General features: G+C 68.3%; 11 protein-coding genes and 1 tRNA gene. 3 read left to right on the forward strand and 9 right to left on the reverse strand.

Features of this window, described 5'->3' with window-relative positions; all coding sequences use genetic code 11:
• Positions 1-22 precede the first annotated feature (22 nt).
• Positions 23-613 (forward strand): GNAT family N-acetyltransferase, encoded by a 591-nt coding sequence (locus tag ABZ796_RS12385; protein ID WP_357337199.1) that lies wholly within the window; start codon positions 23-25, stop codon positions 611-613.
• A 102-nt stretch (positions 614-715) separates the two neighbouring features.
• On the opposite strand, the gene ABZ796_RS12390 is transcribed toward ABZ796_RS12385, so the two are convergent.
• The 5 genes from ABZ796_RS12390 to ABZ796_RS12410 form a co-directional block, all read right to left on the reverse strand.
• Complete coding sequence (locus ABZ796_RS12390; RefSeq protein WP_357337201.1) at positions 716-1,495, reverse strand: ABC transporter ATP-binding protein; 780 nt, start codon at positions 1,493-1,495, stop codon at positions 716-718.
• Positions 1,492-2,430, reverse strand: coding sequence for an ABC transporter ATP-binding protein (locus ABZ796_RS12395; protein ID WP_357337202.1), 939 nt, complete (start codon positions 2,428-2,430; stop codon positions 1,492-1,494). The genes ABZ796_RS12390 and ABZ796_RS12395 overlap by 4 nt, the downstream gene beginning before the upstream one ends.
• Before the next feature lies 1 nt (position 2,431).
• Positions 2,432-3,424 carry a branched-chain amino acid ABC transporter permease gene (locus ABZ796_RS12400; RefSeq protein WP_357337203.1) on the reverse strand — a complete coding sequence of 331 codons (993 nt, stop codon included), beginning with the start codon at positions 3,422-3,424 and terminating at the stop codon, positions 2,432-2,434.
• Between the two features lie 8 nt (positions 3,425-3,432).
• Positions 3,433-4,773, reverse strand: coding sequence for a hypothetical protein (locus tag ABZ796_RS12405; protein WP_357337204.1), 1,341 nt, complete (start codon positions 4,771-4,773; stop codon positions 3,433-3,435).
• A 167-nt stretch (positions 4,774-4,940) separates the two neighbouring features.
• Positions 4,941-5,570 carry a response regulator gene (locus tag ABZ796_RS12410; protein WP_357337205.1) on the reverse strand — a complete coding sequence of 210 codons (630 nt, stop codon included), beginning with the start codon at positions 5,568-5,570 and terminating at the stop codon, positions 4,941-4,943.
• Positions 5,571-5,662: 92 nt separating this feature from the next.
• Here ABZ796_RS12410 and ABZ796_RS12415 point away from each other — a divergent pair.
• A tRNA-Leu gene (locus tag ABZ796_RS12415) sits at positions 5,663-5,738 on the forward strand.
• A 53-nt stretch (positions 5,739-5,791) separates the two neighbouring features.
• A complete protein-coding gene (locus ABZ796_RS12420; protein ID WP_357337206.1) occupies positions 5,792-6,379 on the forward strand; it encodes a helix-turn-helix domain-containing protein in 588 nt (195 codons plus the stop codon).
• Positions 6,380-6,531: 152 nt separating this feature from the next.
• Here the strand turns inward: ABZ796_RS12420 and pyk are convergent, their stop codons facing one another.
• The 4 genes from pyk to lgt form a co-directional block, all read right to left on the reverse strand.
• Positions 6,532-8,001 carry a pyruvate kinase gene (pyk, locus tag ABZ796_RS12425; RefSeq protein ID WP_357337207.1) on the reverse strand — a complete coding sequence of 490 codons (1,470 nt, stop codon included), beginning with the start codon at positions 7,999-8,001 and terminating at the stop codon, positions 6,532-6,534.
• 317 nt (positions 8,002-8,318) lie between these two features.
• On the reverse strand, positions 8,319-9,785 hold the full coding sequence (locus ABZ796_RS12430; protein ID WP_357337208.1) for a glutamate synthase subunit beta: 1,467 nt from the start codon (positions 9,783-9,785) through the stop codon (positions 8,319-8,321).
• The gene (gltB, locus tag ABZ796_RS12435; protein ID WP_357337209.1) at positions 9,778-14,334 is read right to left on the reverse strand and encodes a glutamate synthase large subunit; all 4,557 of its coding nucleotides are present in this window, start codon (positions 14,332-14,334) and stop codon (positions 9,778-9,780) included. The genes ABZ796_RS12430 and gltB overlap by 8 nt, the downstream gene beginning before the upstream one ends.
• Positions 14,335-14,610: 276 nt before the next feature.
• Positions 14,611-15,558, reverse strand: coding sequence for a prolipoprotein diacylglyceryl transferase (lgt, locus tag ABZ796_RS12440; RefSeq protein ID WP_357337210.1), 948 nt, complete (start codon positions 15,556-15,558; stop codon positions 14,611-14,613).
• Positions 15,559-15,563 lie beyond the last annotated feature (5 nt).

Genomic DNA, 15,563 nt, shown 5'->3' on the forward strand with positions numbered 1-15,563 from the left:
GCACCCTTGGAGGACTGACTCGATGAGGGTGCCGGTGACGATGCGAGAGGCACGAGCCGATGACGCGCTCTTCCTTCTCGGCATCTGGCAGGACTCCCTGCGGATGACAGATGCCCAGGAGCAGCTGGGCGACCTGGAGACGATCATCCGTGCCGCCGACGACTCCCCCGACCAGCGCCTCCTGGTCGCCGAGTGCGGCAGCGAGCCCGTCGGGGCGGTCTATCTGCGCGCGACGACCTTCGGCCCGCTCAACCTGGAGCCGACGGTGCAGATCTTCGCGCCCCACGTCGTTCCCAGCTTCCGCCGCCGTGGCGTGGGCCGGATGCTGATGGAGTCGGCCGTCGCCTTCGCCGAGGAGCGCGGAATCAGGACGATCGCGGCCGCGGCCTCCGCCGGTGGTCGTGACGGCAACCGGTTCCTCGCCCGGATCGGGCTCGGCGCCCAGGCTGTCATGCGGGTGGCCCCGACCGCGGTCGTACGCTCCCGGCTCAACGTCCTGGGCCGGGCCCTGCCCCACCACGCCCGTCTGCAACGCAGCCCGAAGCAGGCCAGCGCCGTCGGCGAGCTGCTCGCCGCCCGGCGCTCCCAGCGCCGCTCGCACACCGTCGCCTGAGCACGAACGGCCAGGGCCCCGGAGCATGTGCTCCGGGGCCCTGGCCATTTCGGGACGTACGCCCTGGCGCCGGCCGCCTTCGGCGGCGGAGCCTCGCGCTCCTCAGTCCTCCTTGGCACCCAGGGTGCCGAGGTAGAGCTCGATCACCTTCGGGTCGTCGGCGAGCTCACGCCCCGCACCCGTGTAGGCGTTGCGGCCCTGGTCGAGCACGTAGCCACGGTCGCAGATCTGCAGGCAGCGGCGGGCGTTCTGCTCGACCATCACGACCGAGACGCCGGCCTTGTTGATCTTGCGGGTCTGGACGAAGACCTCGTCCTGCAAGACCGGGGAGAGCCCCGCGGAGGGCTCGTCCAGCAGCAGGACCGAAGGCTCCATCATCAGCGCCCGCCCCATCGCGACCATCTGACGCTCACCACCGGAGAGCCCGCCGGCACGCTGCTTGCGCCGCTCACCGAGGGCCGGGAAGATCCCGGTGACGAAGTCGAACCGTTCGGCGAACTTCTTCGGGGCCTGGTAGCAGCCCATCTCGAGGTTCTCCTCGATGGTCAGGCTCGGGAAGACGTTGTTCGTCTGCGGGACGAACCCGATCCCCCGGCTGACCAGCTCGTCGGCACGCTTGCCGGTGATGTCCTCACCCTCCAGCGTCACCGAGCCCTCGTGGATCTTCACCAGGCCGAACAGCGCCTTGAGCAGGGTCGACTTGCCGGCCCCGTTGGGGCCGATGATGCCGACCAGCTCGCCGGGCTGACAGTAGAGGTCGGTGTCGTTGAGGATGTTGACCCCGGGAAGGTAGCCGGCGATGAGCCCGTCGGCGCGGAGCACCGCGCCCTCGGCCTCGCTCAGGTGCTTCTCGCGGAACCTCTCCGCGTCGGTGGAAGTCACTTCGCGTCCTCCTCTTGGGCCAGCTCGGCCTCGACCTCGGCCTCGAGCCGCTCCTCGTCGAGCTCGCTCAGGTCGGTGTCGTGGTGGGCGCCGAGATAGGCGTCGATGACACGCTGGTCGGCCATGACCGACTCGGGGGTGCCCTCGGCGACGATCTTCCCCTGGGCCATCACGATGACCCAGTCGGAGATGTCGCGGACCATGTCCATGTCGTGCTCGACGAAGAGGACCGTACGGCCCTCTTCACGCAGCGACTTCACGTGGCCGAGCAGCGACTGCTTCAGGGCCGGGTTCACACCCGCCATCGGCTCGTCGAGCATGACCACCTCCGGGTCGACCATGAGCGCGCGGGCCATCTCGAGCAGCTTGCGCTGGCCGCCGGAGAGCGACCCGGCGAAGTCCTCGCGCTTCTTGTCGAGCATGAACCTGGCGAGCAGGTCGTCGGCCTTCTTGGTGACGTCGTCCTCCTGCTTGCCCCACAGGAACTTGAACGGCGCGGCCCAGAACCGCTCACCCTTCTGCCCGGTGGCGCCCAGGCGCATGTTCTCGATCACGGTGAGCTTGGCCAGCACCTTGGTGAGCTGGAAGGTGCGCACCATCCCGCGGCGGGCGACCTTGTAGGGGGCGACGCCCTTGAGCGACTTGCCCTCCAGGCTCCACGATCCGCTGTTGGGCTGGTCGAAGCCGGTCAGCAGGTTGAAGAACGTCGTCTTCCCGGCTCCGTTGGGACCGATCAGTGCGGTGATCGCACCACGCTGGATCTCGACGTGGTCGACGTCGACGGCCGTGAGCCCGCCGAACATACGCGTGATGTCGTCGGCGACGATGATCGGGTCGGGCTTCTTGCTGCCCGGCTCCGTGCTCACCCCGGCGAGGCCGGCCGGCCCGGTCCTGCTCACCTCGGTGTTCGTCTCGTTGCTCGTCTGGTCAGTCATGTCAGCGTCCATCGATCGCGATCTCCCTACGGTCGCCGATGATCCCCTGGGGACGGAAGATCATCAGCAGCATGATGGCCAGACCCAGCATGATGTAGCGGATCACACTGGCCTGGGTGTCGGTCATGATCACCGTCGGGATCCACCCGCCCTTACCCGCGGACTGGCTGAAGAACGAGCCTAGCGCCGCGATCAGGAACCAGAACAGGACCGAGCCGATGACCGGGCCCATCACCCGGGCAGCACCACCGAGAAGCAGCGCGGCGAAGGCGTAGAAGGTCATCAGCGTCGAGTAGTCGCTCGGCACGACCGAGGCCTGCTTGAGCGCCAGGAACATACCGCCCAGGCCACCGATGACGCCACCGATCGCGAGGGCCTGCATCTTGTACGCGAACACGTTCTTGCCCAGCGAGCGGACCGCGTCCTCGTCCTCACGGATCGAGCGGAGCACCCGGCCCCACGGGCTGCGCATGAGCGCCCACACCAGCACGCAGCACAGTGCGACCAGGATCCAGCCGACGGTCAGCGACCACAGGTCGTTGCGCCCGAAGGAGATGATGCCCAGGTCGATGCCGCTGCTGTAGGGGTTGGCCTCCTGGAACGGCTTGGCGTAGCCGTTGAGTCCGTTGGAGCCACCGAAGGTCTCCTTGGTCTCCACCGCACCGAAGACGAACCGCAGCACCTCGGCCGCGGCGATCGTGACGATCGCCAGATAGTCGGCGCGCAGACGCAGCGTCGGCACACCCAGGATCACGGCGAGCACCAGCGGCGCCACGATCGCCATGATGATGCCGAGCCAGAACGGCGCCCCGAAGGTGACCACGGAGACGGCCAGACCGTAGGCGCCCACCGCGACGAACCCGGCCTGGCCGAAGTTGAGCAGCCCGGTGTAGCCGAAGTGGATGTTGAGGCCGATGGCGGCCAGGGCGAAGACGATCGCCTGCGGGCCCAGCGCCTGCTGCAGCCCCGCCCGGAGAATCTCGAGAATGTCCATTGTCTCTCCTACCCGAGCCGCTCTTTGCGACCCAGGATGCCCTGGGGCCGCACCAGCAGGATCACGATCATGATCAGCAGCGGGCCGACTTCCTTGATCGAGGTGGGCACACCGAACAGCGGCCCGAGCTCATAGACGAGGCCGATCACCATGGAGCCGACCAGCGCGCCCCAGATCGTGCCGAGGCCACCGAGGGTGACCGCGGCGAAGATGACCAACAGGATGCGCATGCCCATGAAGCTGTTGACCTGCAGCTGCAGCGCGTAGAGGACGCCGGACATCGCGGTCAGGGCGCCACCGATCACCCACGCGTTGGTGATGATGCCGTCGACCCGCAGGCCCGAGGACGCGGCCAGTGCCGGGTTGTCCGAGACCGCGCGCATCGCCTTGCCCATCCGGCTCTTGGCCAGCCACAGGCACACCGCGGTGATCGTGACGATCGAGATCAGCACGATGACGACCTCGCGGTCGGCGAGCGAGAGGCCGAGGTAGTACCAGTGCTGCTCACGCTGCTGGCCGCTGTACTGCGACAGCGACCGGGTCGAGGAGCCGTAGAAGTACTGGAACAGGTAGCGCAGGAAGATCGCCAGGCCGATCGAGACGATCATCATCGCGATCAGGCCGGTGCCGCGCCGGCGCAGCGGGCCCCACAGCACCTTGTCCTGCACATAGCCGCCGAGGCCACCGAGGAGGACGGCGATGATGCCCGCGAGGATCACCGAGACCGTGGCCAGGCCACCGGTCTTGAAGATCTGGTCGAAGGTCCAGGCCATCAGCGCACCGAAGGTGAGCATCTCGCCGTGGGCGAAGTTGGACAGGCCTGTCGTGCCGAAGATCAGCGAGAACCCGAGGGCGGCCAGGCACAGGACCAGGGAGAACACGATGCCCGCGCGCAGGTTCTGGGCGAGGTCCTTGCCGAAGTTCGACTGCTCACCGGCGGTGACCCCGATCGGGAAGATGGCCCGGTTGTTGGGCCCCTGGAAACGTACCTGGACGGTGGCCTCGTCCTTGGTGTTCTCATCGAGGACCGTCCCCTCGGGGAGCGTCTTCTCGTCGAGGGTCACGGTGTATTTCCCGAGCTCCTCGACGATGATGATCGCCACGCCCTTGTCGTCGGTGACGCCCTCGCCGGCCTTCTTGCCGTCCTTGCTGACCTCGAGGGTCACTCCCGGGATCGGTTTCGGATTGCCTTGGGCATCCTTGTTGGCCTCGTCCTGAAGCGTCACCTGGATCGCGGTGGCGTCCGGCGGTGGGGTCTCGGTTGCCTGTGCGGCACCCGGGCCCCCTACCAACAGCACCATCAGCGCACCGATGAGCGCGATGAGGACTCTGTAGAGCCGCTTGCGCACGTGGGTACTCCTGCCTCTGTGTCCTAAAGACGGATCCTGACACCAGCTGAACACGCTGGTCGGCCGGATCCGCGCGGGCAGTCTAGGCCGACATCACCCACGAACAAGCCACAGGTTGGCCCTCATCTGAGACCGCAACCGATCTGTGACGTGCCGTTTACACGGATTCAGGTACGTGGCCCGCTGACGCCGTGCTCGATGACGCCCTCGGCGACCTGGCGCATCGAGAGCCGCAGGTCCATCGCGGTCTTCTGGATCCACCGAAAAGCCTCGGGCTCGCTCAGCGTGAGCCCCTCCTGCAGGATCCCCTTGGCCCGGTCGACCGCCTTGCGGGTCTCCAGCCGGTCGGTCAGACCGGCGACCTCCCGCTCGAGCTGGGCGAGCTCCTGGAAGCGGCTCACCGCCAGCTCGATCGCCGGCACCAGGTCGGTGATGTTGAACGGCTTGACGAGGTAGGCCATGGCCCCCGCGTCGCGGGCCCGCTCCACCAGGTCACGCTGGGAGAACGCGGTCAGCATGACGACCGGGGCGATCCGGTCGCGTGCGATCGCCTCCGCCGCCGCGATCCCGTCGAGCACCGGCATCTTCACGTCGAGGATCACCAGGTCGGGTCGGTGCTCGGTGGCGAGCTCGATCGCCGCCTTGCCGTCGCCCGCCTCACCGACGACGTCGTAACCCTCCTCGGTGAGCATCTCCTTGAGGTCCATCCTGATCAGGACCTCGTCCTCCGCGATGACGACGGTACGCCGCGCCTGGCTCTCCGGGGTGCTGCTGGGGTTGCTCTCCGTCACGAGCACAGACTAGGCCATCGCACGTACATCCCGGTGCAGTGATTCCGCCCACGGTCCGGTAAGTTTGGCGAATGCCAGGCCCGCCCGCGGGCCGGAGAGCCCCGGTACTCCAACGGCAGAGAGGGCGGTCTCAAACACCGTATAGTGTCGGTTCGAATCCGACTCGGGGCACCAGATTCGTTCGCACGTTCCATCGTGCTGTCGGTGGTCGCAGGCAGACTGCCACCGTGTACACAGCTCACGTCCGCACCAAGGCGCTCGCCCTCCTCCAGCAGGGCGACTCGCTGTCGGCGGTGGCACGCGCGACAGGTGTCGCAAGATCCACAATCCGCGAGTGGAGGGACTGCGAGCCGCGCAACCGGCCCGGCGCCTGCCCGCGGTGCGACGCGCTGCCGATCGACCAGGAGGCGTACGCGGCTCTTCTCGGCTTCTACCTCGGCGACGGCCACCTCGCGAAAGCCGCGCGCTACTACTTCCTCCGGATCACGTGCGACCTGGCCCATCCACGGATCATCGACGACGTGGTCGACCTACTCGGCCGGATCAGGCCAGGCGGCAAAATATTCATCGTCAGGAAGCCCGGCTGTGTGGACGTTCAACTGAACTGGCAGCACTTGACCTGCCTCTTCCCACAGCACGGCCCCGGCCGCAAACACGAGCGCACGATCACTCTGGAGGACTGGCAGGAGGAGATCGTGACCGCTCACCCCGGGCCGTTCCTCCGTGGACTGTTCCACTCGGACGGATGTCGGGTGAACAACTGGGCGACCCGAGTCGTCGCAGGAGAGAAGAAGCGCTATGAGTACGGCCGATAGCAGTTCGTCAATCATTCCGATGACATCCGCGACCTCTGCACCTGGGCGCTCGATCTGGTCGGCATCCCCTGGCGCCGGTCCTCCTGGAAGACGATCAGCGTCTCGCGCCGCGAGGCGGTCGCGGCGCTCGACGCACTGATCGGCCCGAAGAGCTAGCCCTTGCGCTCGTACGCTGGCGCGACCTCGTTGATCGCGTCGCCGATGCGGTGGATGCGCAGGGCGTTGGTGGAGCCGGGGATGCCGGGAGGCGAGCCGGCGATGATGACGACGAGCTCGCCCTCCTCGACGCGGCCGAGCTTGAGCAGGTTCTCGTCGACCTGACGGACCATCTCGTCGGTGTGCTCGACCTCGTCGGTGCGGAAGGTCTCGGTGCCCCAGCTGAGCGCGAGCTGGCTGCGTACGGCATCGGAGGGGGTGAAGGCGAGCAACGGGATCGCGCCGCGCAGCCGGGAGAGGCGGCGGGCGGAGTCACCGGAGGTGGTGAAGGCGACCAGATACTTCGCGCCGACCCGGTCGGCGACCTCGGCGGCGGCCTTGGCGATGACGCCGGAGCGGGTGTGCGGGTCCCAGTCGATGCGGGTGAGCTCGGCGGCGGCGGAGCTGTCCCGGGAGAGGGCGTGGCGCTCGGTGGCGGAGATGATGCGGGCCATCGTCTCGACGGTGTGGATCGGATACTCCCCCACGCTCGTCTCGGCGGAGAGCATCACCGCGTCGGCGCCGTCGAGGACGGCGTTGGCGACGTCGTTGGCCTCGGCGCGGGTGGGCGCCGGGTTGGAGATCATCGAGTCGAGCATCTGGGTGGCGACGATGACCGGCTTGGCGTTGAGGCGGGCCAGCTCGATGATCCGCTTCTGCAGGAACGGAACCTCCTCGAGCGGGCACTCCACGCCGAGGTCACCACGGGCCACCATGAACATGTCGAAGGCGGCGATGACCTCGTCGAGGTTGTCGATCGCCTGCGGCTTCTCGATCTTGGCGATGACCGGGACGACGCGCCCCTCCTCGTCCATGATCTTGCGTACGTCCTCGTAGTCCTTCGCGTTGCGTACGAAGCTGAGCGCGACCATGTCGACGCCGAGCTTGAGCGCGAACCGGAGGTCCTCCTCGTCCTTCTCGGACAGGGCCGGGACGGAGACGGCGACACCGGGCAGGTTGATGCCCTTGTTGTTCGAGACGGGCCCGCCGACCAGCACCTCGGTGTGGACGTCGGTGTCGTCGACCGCGGTGACCCGCAGGCGCAGCTTGCCGTCGTCGATCAGGATCGGGTCGCCGACCTTCACGTCACCGGGAAGCCCCTTGTAGGTCGTCCCGCAGATCTCGTCGTCACCCTGCACGTCGCGCGTGGTGATCGTCCAGGCCTGGCCACGGCGCAGTGTCGCGGAGCCGTCCTTGAACCGCTCCAGGCGGATCTTGGGCCCCTGCAGGTCGGCGAAGATGCCGACGCTGTGCCCGCTCGCAGAGGCCGCCTCCCGCACCAGCGCGTAGTGGCTGGAGTGGTCGTCGTGGGACCCGTGGCTCATGTTCATCCGGGCCACGTCCATGCCTGCGTAGACGAGCTCGCGGATGCGACGCTCCGTCCCGACGGCGGGTCCCAGGGTACAGACGATCTTCGCTCTTCTCACGGGAGCCCAGACTACCCCTCTGGATCGTTCAAACCAGCACAGGGACCATGTCCTGATCAGGCCGTTCATCCAAGGTTCTCGCCCTGGTCCGCCTCGGATGTCGTCCCTCCACGCTGAGCCGTACGCGAGGTCGCCGGCAGCTAGCGGCTCACCGCGGGCCCGGGCAAGGCACATGTGCCACAAACTCGTCGCCACAAGTGTGTACGAACTCTGTCGGATCCTCCGATCCGATGGCTGAGACCCGACTGGCCCGACACCTCCGCAAGGGAGGTGCCGGGCCAGTGGTCGGCACGCCGTTGTGCCTCAGGCTGTCGGTCTCAGACCATCAGCTGCCGGTCCGTCGGGCGGATCGGCGCGGGCAGGTTGGTCGAACCGGTCAGGTAGGTGTCGACCGCGGCCGCGGCGGCGCGGCCCTCGGCGATCGCCCACACGATCAGCGACTGTCCGCGACCCGCGTCGCCGGCGACGTAGACGCCGGGGACGGAGGTGGCGAAGGAGTCGTCGCGGGCGACGTTGCCGCGAGCGTCGTACTCCACACCCAGCTGGGTGAGGAGACCGTCCTTCTCCGGGCCGGTGAAGCCCATGGCCAGCAGCACCAGGTCGGCGGGGATCTCCTTCTCGGTCCCCTCCTTCTCGGTCAGCTTGCCGTCGATGAACTCGACCTCGACCAGCTTCAGGGCGCGTACGCGGCCGTCCTCGGTGCCGAGGAACTCCTTGGTGGAGACCGCGTAGACCCGCTCGCCACCCTCCTCGTGCGCGGAGGCGACCCGGTAGGTCATCGGGTACGTCGGCCACGGCTGACCCTCGGGACGCTCCTCCGGCGGACGCGGCATGATCTCCAGCTGGGTGATCGACTCCGCGCCCTGGCGGATCGCGGTGCCGAGGCAGTCGGCGCCGGTGTCACCGCCACCGATGATGACCACGTGCTTGCCCTCGGCCAGGATCTGGTCGGGGACCGCCTCACCGAGCGAGGCCCGGTTGGACTGCGGCAGGTACTCCATCGCCTGGTGGATCCCGGCGAGCTCACGCCCGGGGACCGGCAGGTCGCGGCCGACGGTCGAGCCGTTGGCCAGCACGATGGCGTCGTAGCGGTCCCGCAGCTGCGCGCCGGTGATGTCGGTGCCGACGTCGACGCCCGGACGGAAGACCGTGCCCTCGCGGCGCATCTGCGCCAGGCGCTGGTCGACCTGCGACTTCTCCATCTTGAACTCGGGGATGCCGTAACGCAGCAGCCCGCCGATCTTGTCGGCCCGCTCGTAGACGGCCACGGTGTGGCCCGAGCGCGTCAGCTGCTGGGCGGCGGCCAGCCCCGCGGGGCCGGAGCCGATCACGGCGACCGCCTTGCCGGAGAGCCACTCGGGCGGCTGCGGCTTGACGTGGCCCGCGTCCCAGGCCTTGTCGATGATCGCGACCTCGATGTTCTTGATCGTCACCGCCGGCTGGTTGATGCCCAGCACGCAGGCCGACTCGCACGGAGCCGGGCAGAGACGACCGGTGAACTCGGGGAAGTTGTTGGTCGCGTGCAGACGCTCCGAGGCGCCCTCCCAGTCGTTGCGCCAGACCAGGTCGTTCCACTCGGGGATGATGTTGCCGAGCGGGCAGCCCTGGTGGCAGAACGGGATGCCGCAGTCCATGCAGCGCGAGGCCTGGGTGTTGATGATCGGCAGCAGGGTCTTGCCGATCTTGCCCGGGTAGACCTCGTGCCAGTCCTTGACCCGCTCGTCGACGGGACGCCGGGTCGCGACCTCACGCCCGTTCTTCAGAAAACCCTTCGGGTCAGCCATGGAGGACCTCCATAATTCGCTGCGCTGCCTCGTCCTCGTTGAGACCCTCCTCGAGGGCCTCCTCCTGGGCTTCGAGCACGCGCTTGTAGTCACTGGGCATGACCTGCGTGAAGCGGGTCGATGAGTTCGGCCAGTCGGCCAGGAGCGCCTCGGCGACGGCCGAGCCGGTCTCCTCGAGGTGGTCGCGGACGAGCTGCTCGAGCTCGGCGGCGTACTTCTCCTCGACGGGCGTCGCGTCGACCAGCTCGCCGTTGAGCCGCTGGCTCTCGAAGTCGAGGACCCAGGCGATACCGCCGGACATGCCGGCGGCGAAGTTGCGCCCGGTCGGGCCGAGCACGACGACACGACCACCGGTCATGTACTCGCAGCCGTGGTCACCGACACCTTCGGTGACGATGCTGGCGCCGGAGTTGCGGACCGCAGCCCGCTCCCCCACGCCACCGCGGATGTGGATCCGCCCGCTGGTGGCGCCGTAGGCCAGCGTGTTGCCGGCGATGATGTGGTCCTCGGCCCGGAACCCGGCCGTACGCTCCGGGCGGATGACCACCCGGCCGCCGGAGAGGCCCTTGCCGACGTAGTCGTTGGCGTCGCCCTCCAGACGCAGCGTCAGGCCGCTCGGGATGAACGCGCCGAAGGACTGGCCCGCCGAACCGGTGAAGGTGAGGTCGATCGTGCCCTCGGGCAGGCCCGCGCCGCGGTAGCGCTTGGTGATCTCGTGGCCGAGGATCGTGCCGACGGTGCGGTTGACGTTGCGGATCGGCAGCTGGGCGCGGACAGGCTCGCCGCGCTCGAGTGCCGGGGCCGCGAGCGGCAGCAGCTCGTTGATGTCGAGCGACTTCTCCAGACCGTGGTCCTGGCCCTTGGTGTTGTGGAGGGCCTGGTCGGAGAACTGCTGCGGCGACTCCACCCGGGTGAAGATCGGCGCCAGGTCGAGCCCGGAGGCCTTCCAGTGGTCGATCGCATCACGGGCGTCGAGCGCCTCGGCGTGGCCGACGGCCTCGTCGATGCTCCGGAAGCCGAGCTCGGCGAGGAGCTCGCGGACCTCCTCGGCGATGTAGCGCATGAAGTTGACGACGTACTCCGCCTTGCCGGTGAACCGCTCCCGCAGGACCGGGTTCTGGGTGGCGACGCCGACCGGGCAGGTGTCGAGGTGGCAGACCCGCATCATCACGCAACCGGAGACGACCAGCGGCGCGGTGGCGAAGCCGAACTCCTCGGCACCGAGAAGCGCGGCGATGACCACGTCCCGGCCGGTCTTGAGCTGACCGTCGGTCTGCACCACGATCCGGTCGCGCAGACCGTTGAGGAGCAGCGTCTGCTGCGCCTCGGCGAGACCGAGCTCCCAGGGACCACCGGCGTGCTTGAGGCTGGTCAGCGGGGACGCGCCCGTGCCACCGTCGTGACCGGAGATCAGGACCACGTCGGCGTGTGCCTTGGAGACACCCGCGGCGACGGTGCCGACGCCGACCTCGGCCACGAGCTTCACGTGGACGCGAGCGCTCGGGTTGGCGTTCTTGAGGTCGTGGATCAGCTGAGCCAGGTCCTCGATGGAGTAGATGTCGTGGTGCGGCGGCGGCGAGATCAGACCCACGCCCGGCGTCGAGTGACGCGTCTTGGCCACCCACGGGTAGACCTTGTGGCCGGGCAGCTGGCCGCCCTCGCCGGGCTTGGCACCCTGGGCCATCTTGATCTGGATGTCGTCGGCGTTGGTGAGGTACTCGCTGGTGACGCCGAAGCGTCCCGAGGCCACCTGCTTGATCGAGGAGCGACGCTTCGGGTCGTAGAGACGATCCGGGTCCTCGCCGCCCTCACCGGTGTTGGACTTGCCGCCGAGGATGTTCATCGCGACGGCGAGCGTCTCGTGAGCCTCCTTGGAGATCGAGCCGTACGACATCGCGCCGGTCGAGAAGCGCTTGACGATCGCCTCGACGGGCTCGACCTCGTCGATCGAGATCTTCTGGCGACCCAGCTCCTCGGCGCTCTTGAGCTTGAAGAGCCCGCGCAGCGTCATCAGTCGCTCGGACTGCTCGTTGACACGGTCGGTGTACTGCTTGAAGACGTCGTAGCGGCCGCTGCGGGTGGCGTGCTGGAGCCGGAAGACGGTCTCCGGGTCGAACAGGTGCGGCTCGCCCTCGCGGCGCCACTGGTACTCGCCGCCGATGGGCAGCGCGCGGTGGGCGTTGGCGACGCCGTCGCGCGGGTAGGCGGTGGCGTGCCGCTTGGCGACCTCCTCGGCGATCACGTCGAGGCCGATGCCGCCGAGCTTGGAGGTGGTGCCGGTGAAGTAGCGGTCCACGACCTCCCTCGACAGGCCGACGGCCTCGAAGATCTGCGCGCCGGTGTAGGAGGCGACCGTGGAGACGCCGATCTTCGACATCACCTTGAGGACACCCTTGCCGAGCGCCTTGATCGTGTTGGCCATCGCCTTCTCGGCGTCGGCCTTCACGTAGTAGCCCTCGTAGGCGAGGTCCTCGACGGACTCGACCGCCAGGTAGGGGTTGACCGCGGCGGCGCCGTAGCCGATCAGCAGGGCGACGTGGTGGACCTCGCGTACGTCTCCGGCCTCGATCAGCAGGCCGACCTGCGAGCGGGTGCGCTCGCGGACCAGGTGGTGGTGGACGGCGCCGGTGAGCAGCAGCGACGGGATCGGCGCCATCTCCTGGGTGGAGTGGCGGTCGGAGAGGACGATGATGCGGGCACCGTCCTCGATCGCCTGGGAGACCTCGGCGGAGATCTCGTCCAGGCGGGTGCGGAGAGCCTCCGCGCCGCCGTCGACCTCGTAGAGGCCGCGGACGATGTGGACCTGGAAGCCCGGCATGTCGCCGTCACGGTTGATGTGACGGATCTTGGCCAGGTCGTCGTTGGAGATCACCGGGAACGGCAGCACGATCTGACGACACGAGGCCGGACCCGGGTTGAGCAGGTTCGACTCGGCGCCAATGGTGCCGTTGAGGCTGGTGACGAGCTCCTCGCGGATCGCGTCCAGCGGCGGGTTGGTGACCTGCGCGAAGAGCTGGGCGAAGTAGTCGAACAGCATCCGCGGCTTGTCGCTCAGCGCCGCGATCGGGCTGTCGGTGCCCATCGAGCCGATCGGCTCGGCGCCGGTGTTGGCCATCGGCGCGAGCAGAATCCGGAGCTCCTCCTCGGTGTAGCCGAAGACCTGCTGGCGGCGGGTCACGCTGGCGTGGGTGTGCACGATGTGCTCACGCTCGGGGATGTCCTCGAGGCGTACGAGACCGGCGTGGAGCCACTCGTCGTACGGGTGCTCGGCGGCGAGCTCGGACTTGATCTCGTCGTCCTCGATGATGCGGTGCTCGGCGGTGTCGACGAGGAACATCTTGCCCGGCTGGACGCGGCCCTTGCGGACCACGGTGGCGGGGTCGATGTCGTCGAGCACGCCGGCCTCGGAGCCGAGCACGACCAGGCCGTCCTCGGTGACCCAGTAGCGGGAGGGACGCAGGCCGTTGCGGTCGAGGACCGCGCCGATCTGGGTGCCGTCGGTGAACACGACGCTCGCCGGGCCGTCCCAGGGCTCCATCAGCGAGGAGTGGAACTCGTAGAACGCCTTGCGGGCGGGGTCCATCTCCTCGTGCTTCTCCCACGCCTCCGGGATCATCATCAGCATGGCGTGCGGCAGGCTGCGGCCGGCCAGGTGGAGCAGCTCGAGGACCTCGTCGAAGGAGGCCGAGTCGGAGGCGCCCTCGGTGCAGATCGGGTAGAGCCGCTCGAGGTCGCCGGGGATGAGCTCGGACTCGAGCAGCGACTCGCGCGCCTTCATCCAGTTGCGGTTGCCCATGACGGTGTTGATCTCGCCGTTGTGGGCGATGAACCGGAACGGGTGGCTCAGCGGCCAGCTCGGGAAGGTGTTGGTCGAGAACCGGCTGTGGACGACGGCGATCGCGGAGGCGACCCGCTCGTCGACCAGGTCGGGGAACACCTCGGCCAGCTGGGGCGTGGTCAGCATGCCCTTGTAGACGATGGTGCGGCTCGACAGCGACGGGAAGTAGACGTCGGTCTCCCGCTCCGCGCGCTTGCGCAGGCAGAAGGAGAGCCGCTCCAGGGCCAGGCCCGTGACCCGCTGCTTGGCGCCGGCGACGAAGAGCTGGCGGAAGGTCGGCATGACCGCCTTGGCGGTGGCGCCGAGGGAGTCGGGGTTGACCGGTACGTCACGCCACCCGAGGACCTCGAGGCCCTCCTCGGTCGCGATCTCCTCGACCATCTTCACGGTGCGCTCGACCTGGTCGGCATCGCCAGGGATGAAGGCGGTGCCGACGGCGTACGCACGCTCGGCCGGAAGGTCGAAGTCCACGACCTCTCGCAGGAACGCGTCGGGGACCTGCAGCAGGATCCCGGCGCCGTCGCCAGAGTTGGTCTCGGCGCCGGCGGCGCCGCGGTGGTCGAGATTCACCAGGGCACGGATGCCCTGCTTCACGATGTCGTGGCTGGCGACGCCGGTCAGCGTCGCAACCATGGCGACGCCGCAGGCGTCCTTCTCGAACCGAGGGTCGTAGAGGCCCTGGGGGGATGGATACGAGTGCTCGTACGGCACCGGGATCTCCCGTCTGTCCGGGCTCAGGCACGCACCGACCGACGCAGCCCAATAGCCCCGGATTCCGACTCTGCTTCGAGTCTGGTCCGGAGTGAGGGATGTCTGCGACGAGTGCGCGCGCCCTTGCGGGGATGTAGCTGGCAATCTGCAGGGGACAGCGTTGGCCCGCGCGAGTGCGGCTAGGTTACCACTGTGTCACACGTAGGTTGCGAACGAGGGTCTATCGGCGGACACCCTCCCGCCGGGCGCTACGTTGCGCCAAATATCTGCGCCTGATCAGGCCTTGGTCGAGGATTCCTCGTCGGTCCCGTTGTCGGCTCCGTCGCCGTCGGTGTCGTCGGCGGATTCGCTCTCGGTGTCGTCATCGACGTCGTTCGCCGGGGCCTTGGCAGGATCGCTGTAGACCTCCTCCTCGACCATACCCCGGCCGGTGATGGTGGCGTAGGTCCACCACGCAGCCGCGAGCACGAAGAGGATGATCGACATCCACTCGCTCCAGCGCAGGCCGAGCACGTTGACCAGCTGCACGTTGTCGATGCGCAGGGTTTCGATCAGGCCACGGCCCAGGCAGTAGGCCATCACGTAGAGAGCGACGACGCGGCCGCCGCCCAGGCGCAGCTTCTTCTGCAGGTAGACGATCACGAAGAAGGCGAGGATGTCCCAGCCGAACTCGTAGAGGAACGTCGGGTGGAAGGTGGTGCCGGCCGGGAACTGGCCGGGCCCGTCGGGGAAGCGCGACGGGTCGATCTCCAGGCCCCAGGGCAGGTCGGTGGGCCTGCCGTAGAGCTCCTGGTTGAACCAGTTGCCCCAGCGGCCGATACCCATGGCGAGCAGACAGGTCGGGGCGATGGTGTCCAGCAGCGGAATGATCTTGATGCCCTTGGTCTTCGCGCCGATGATCGCGCCCACGGCACCGAGCGCGATCGCGCCCCACACGCCGAGACCGCCGCGCCAGATGTAGAGCGCCTCGATCGGGTGGGCGCCCTCGCTGAAGTAGAGCTGCCAGTCGGTGATGACGTGGTAGAGCCGGCCGCCGACCAGGCCGAACGGCACCGCCCACAGCGCGATGTCCTGGATGTCGCCGGCGCGGCCGCCGCGGGCCTGCCAGCGCCGCTCGGAGACCCAGACGGCGACGATGATGCCGAGGATGATCGCGAAGGCGTAGCCGCGCAACGGGACCGGCCCGAGCCAGAGCACGCCTTCGGCCGGACTGGGGATGGACATCGGGA

The sequence above is a fragment of the Nocardioides sp. NPDC047086 genome (genome assembly GCF_040643685.1).
In the GTDB taxonomy this organism is placed as follows: Bacteria; Actinomycetota; Actinomycetes; order Propionibacteriales; family Nocardioidaceae; genus Nocardioides.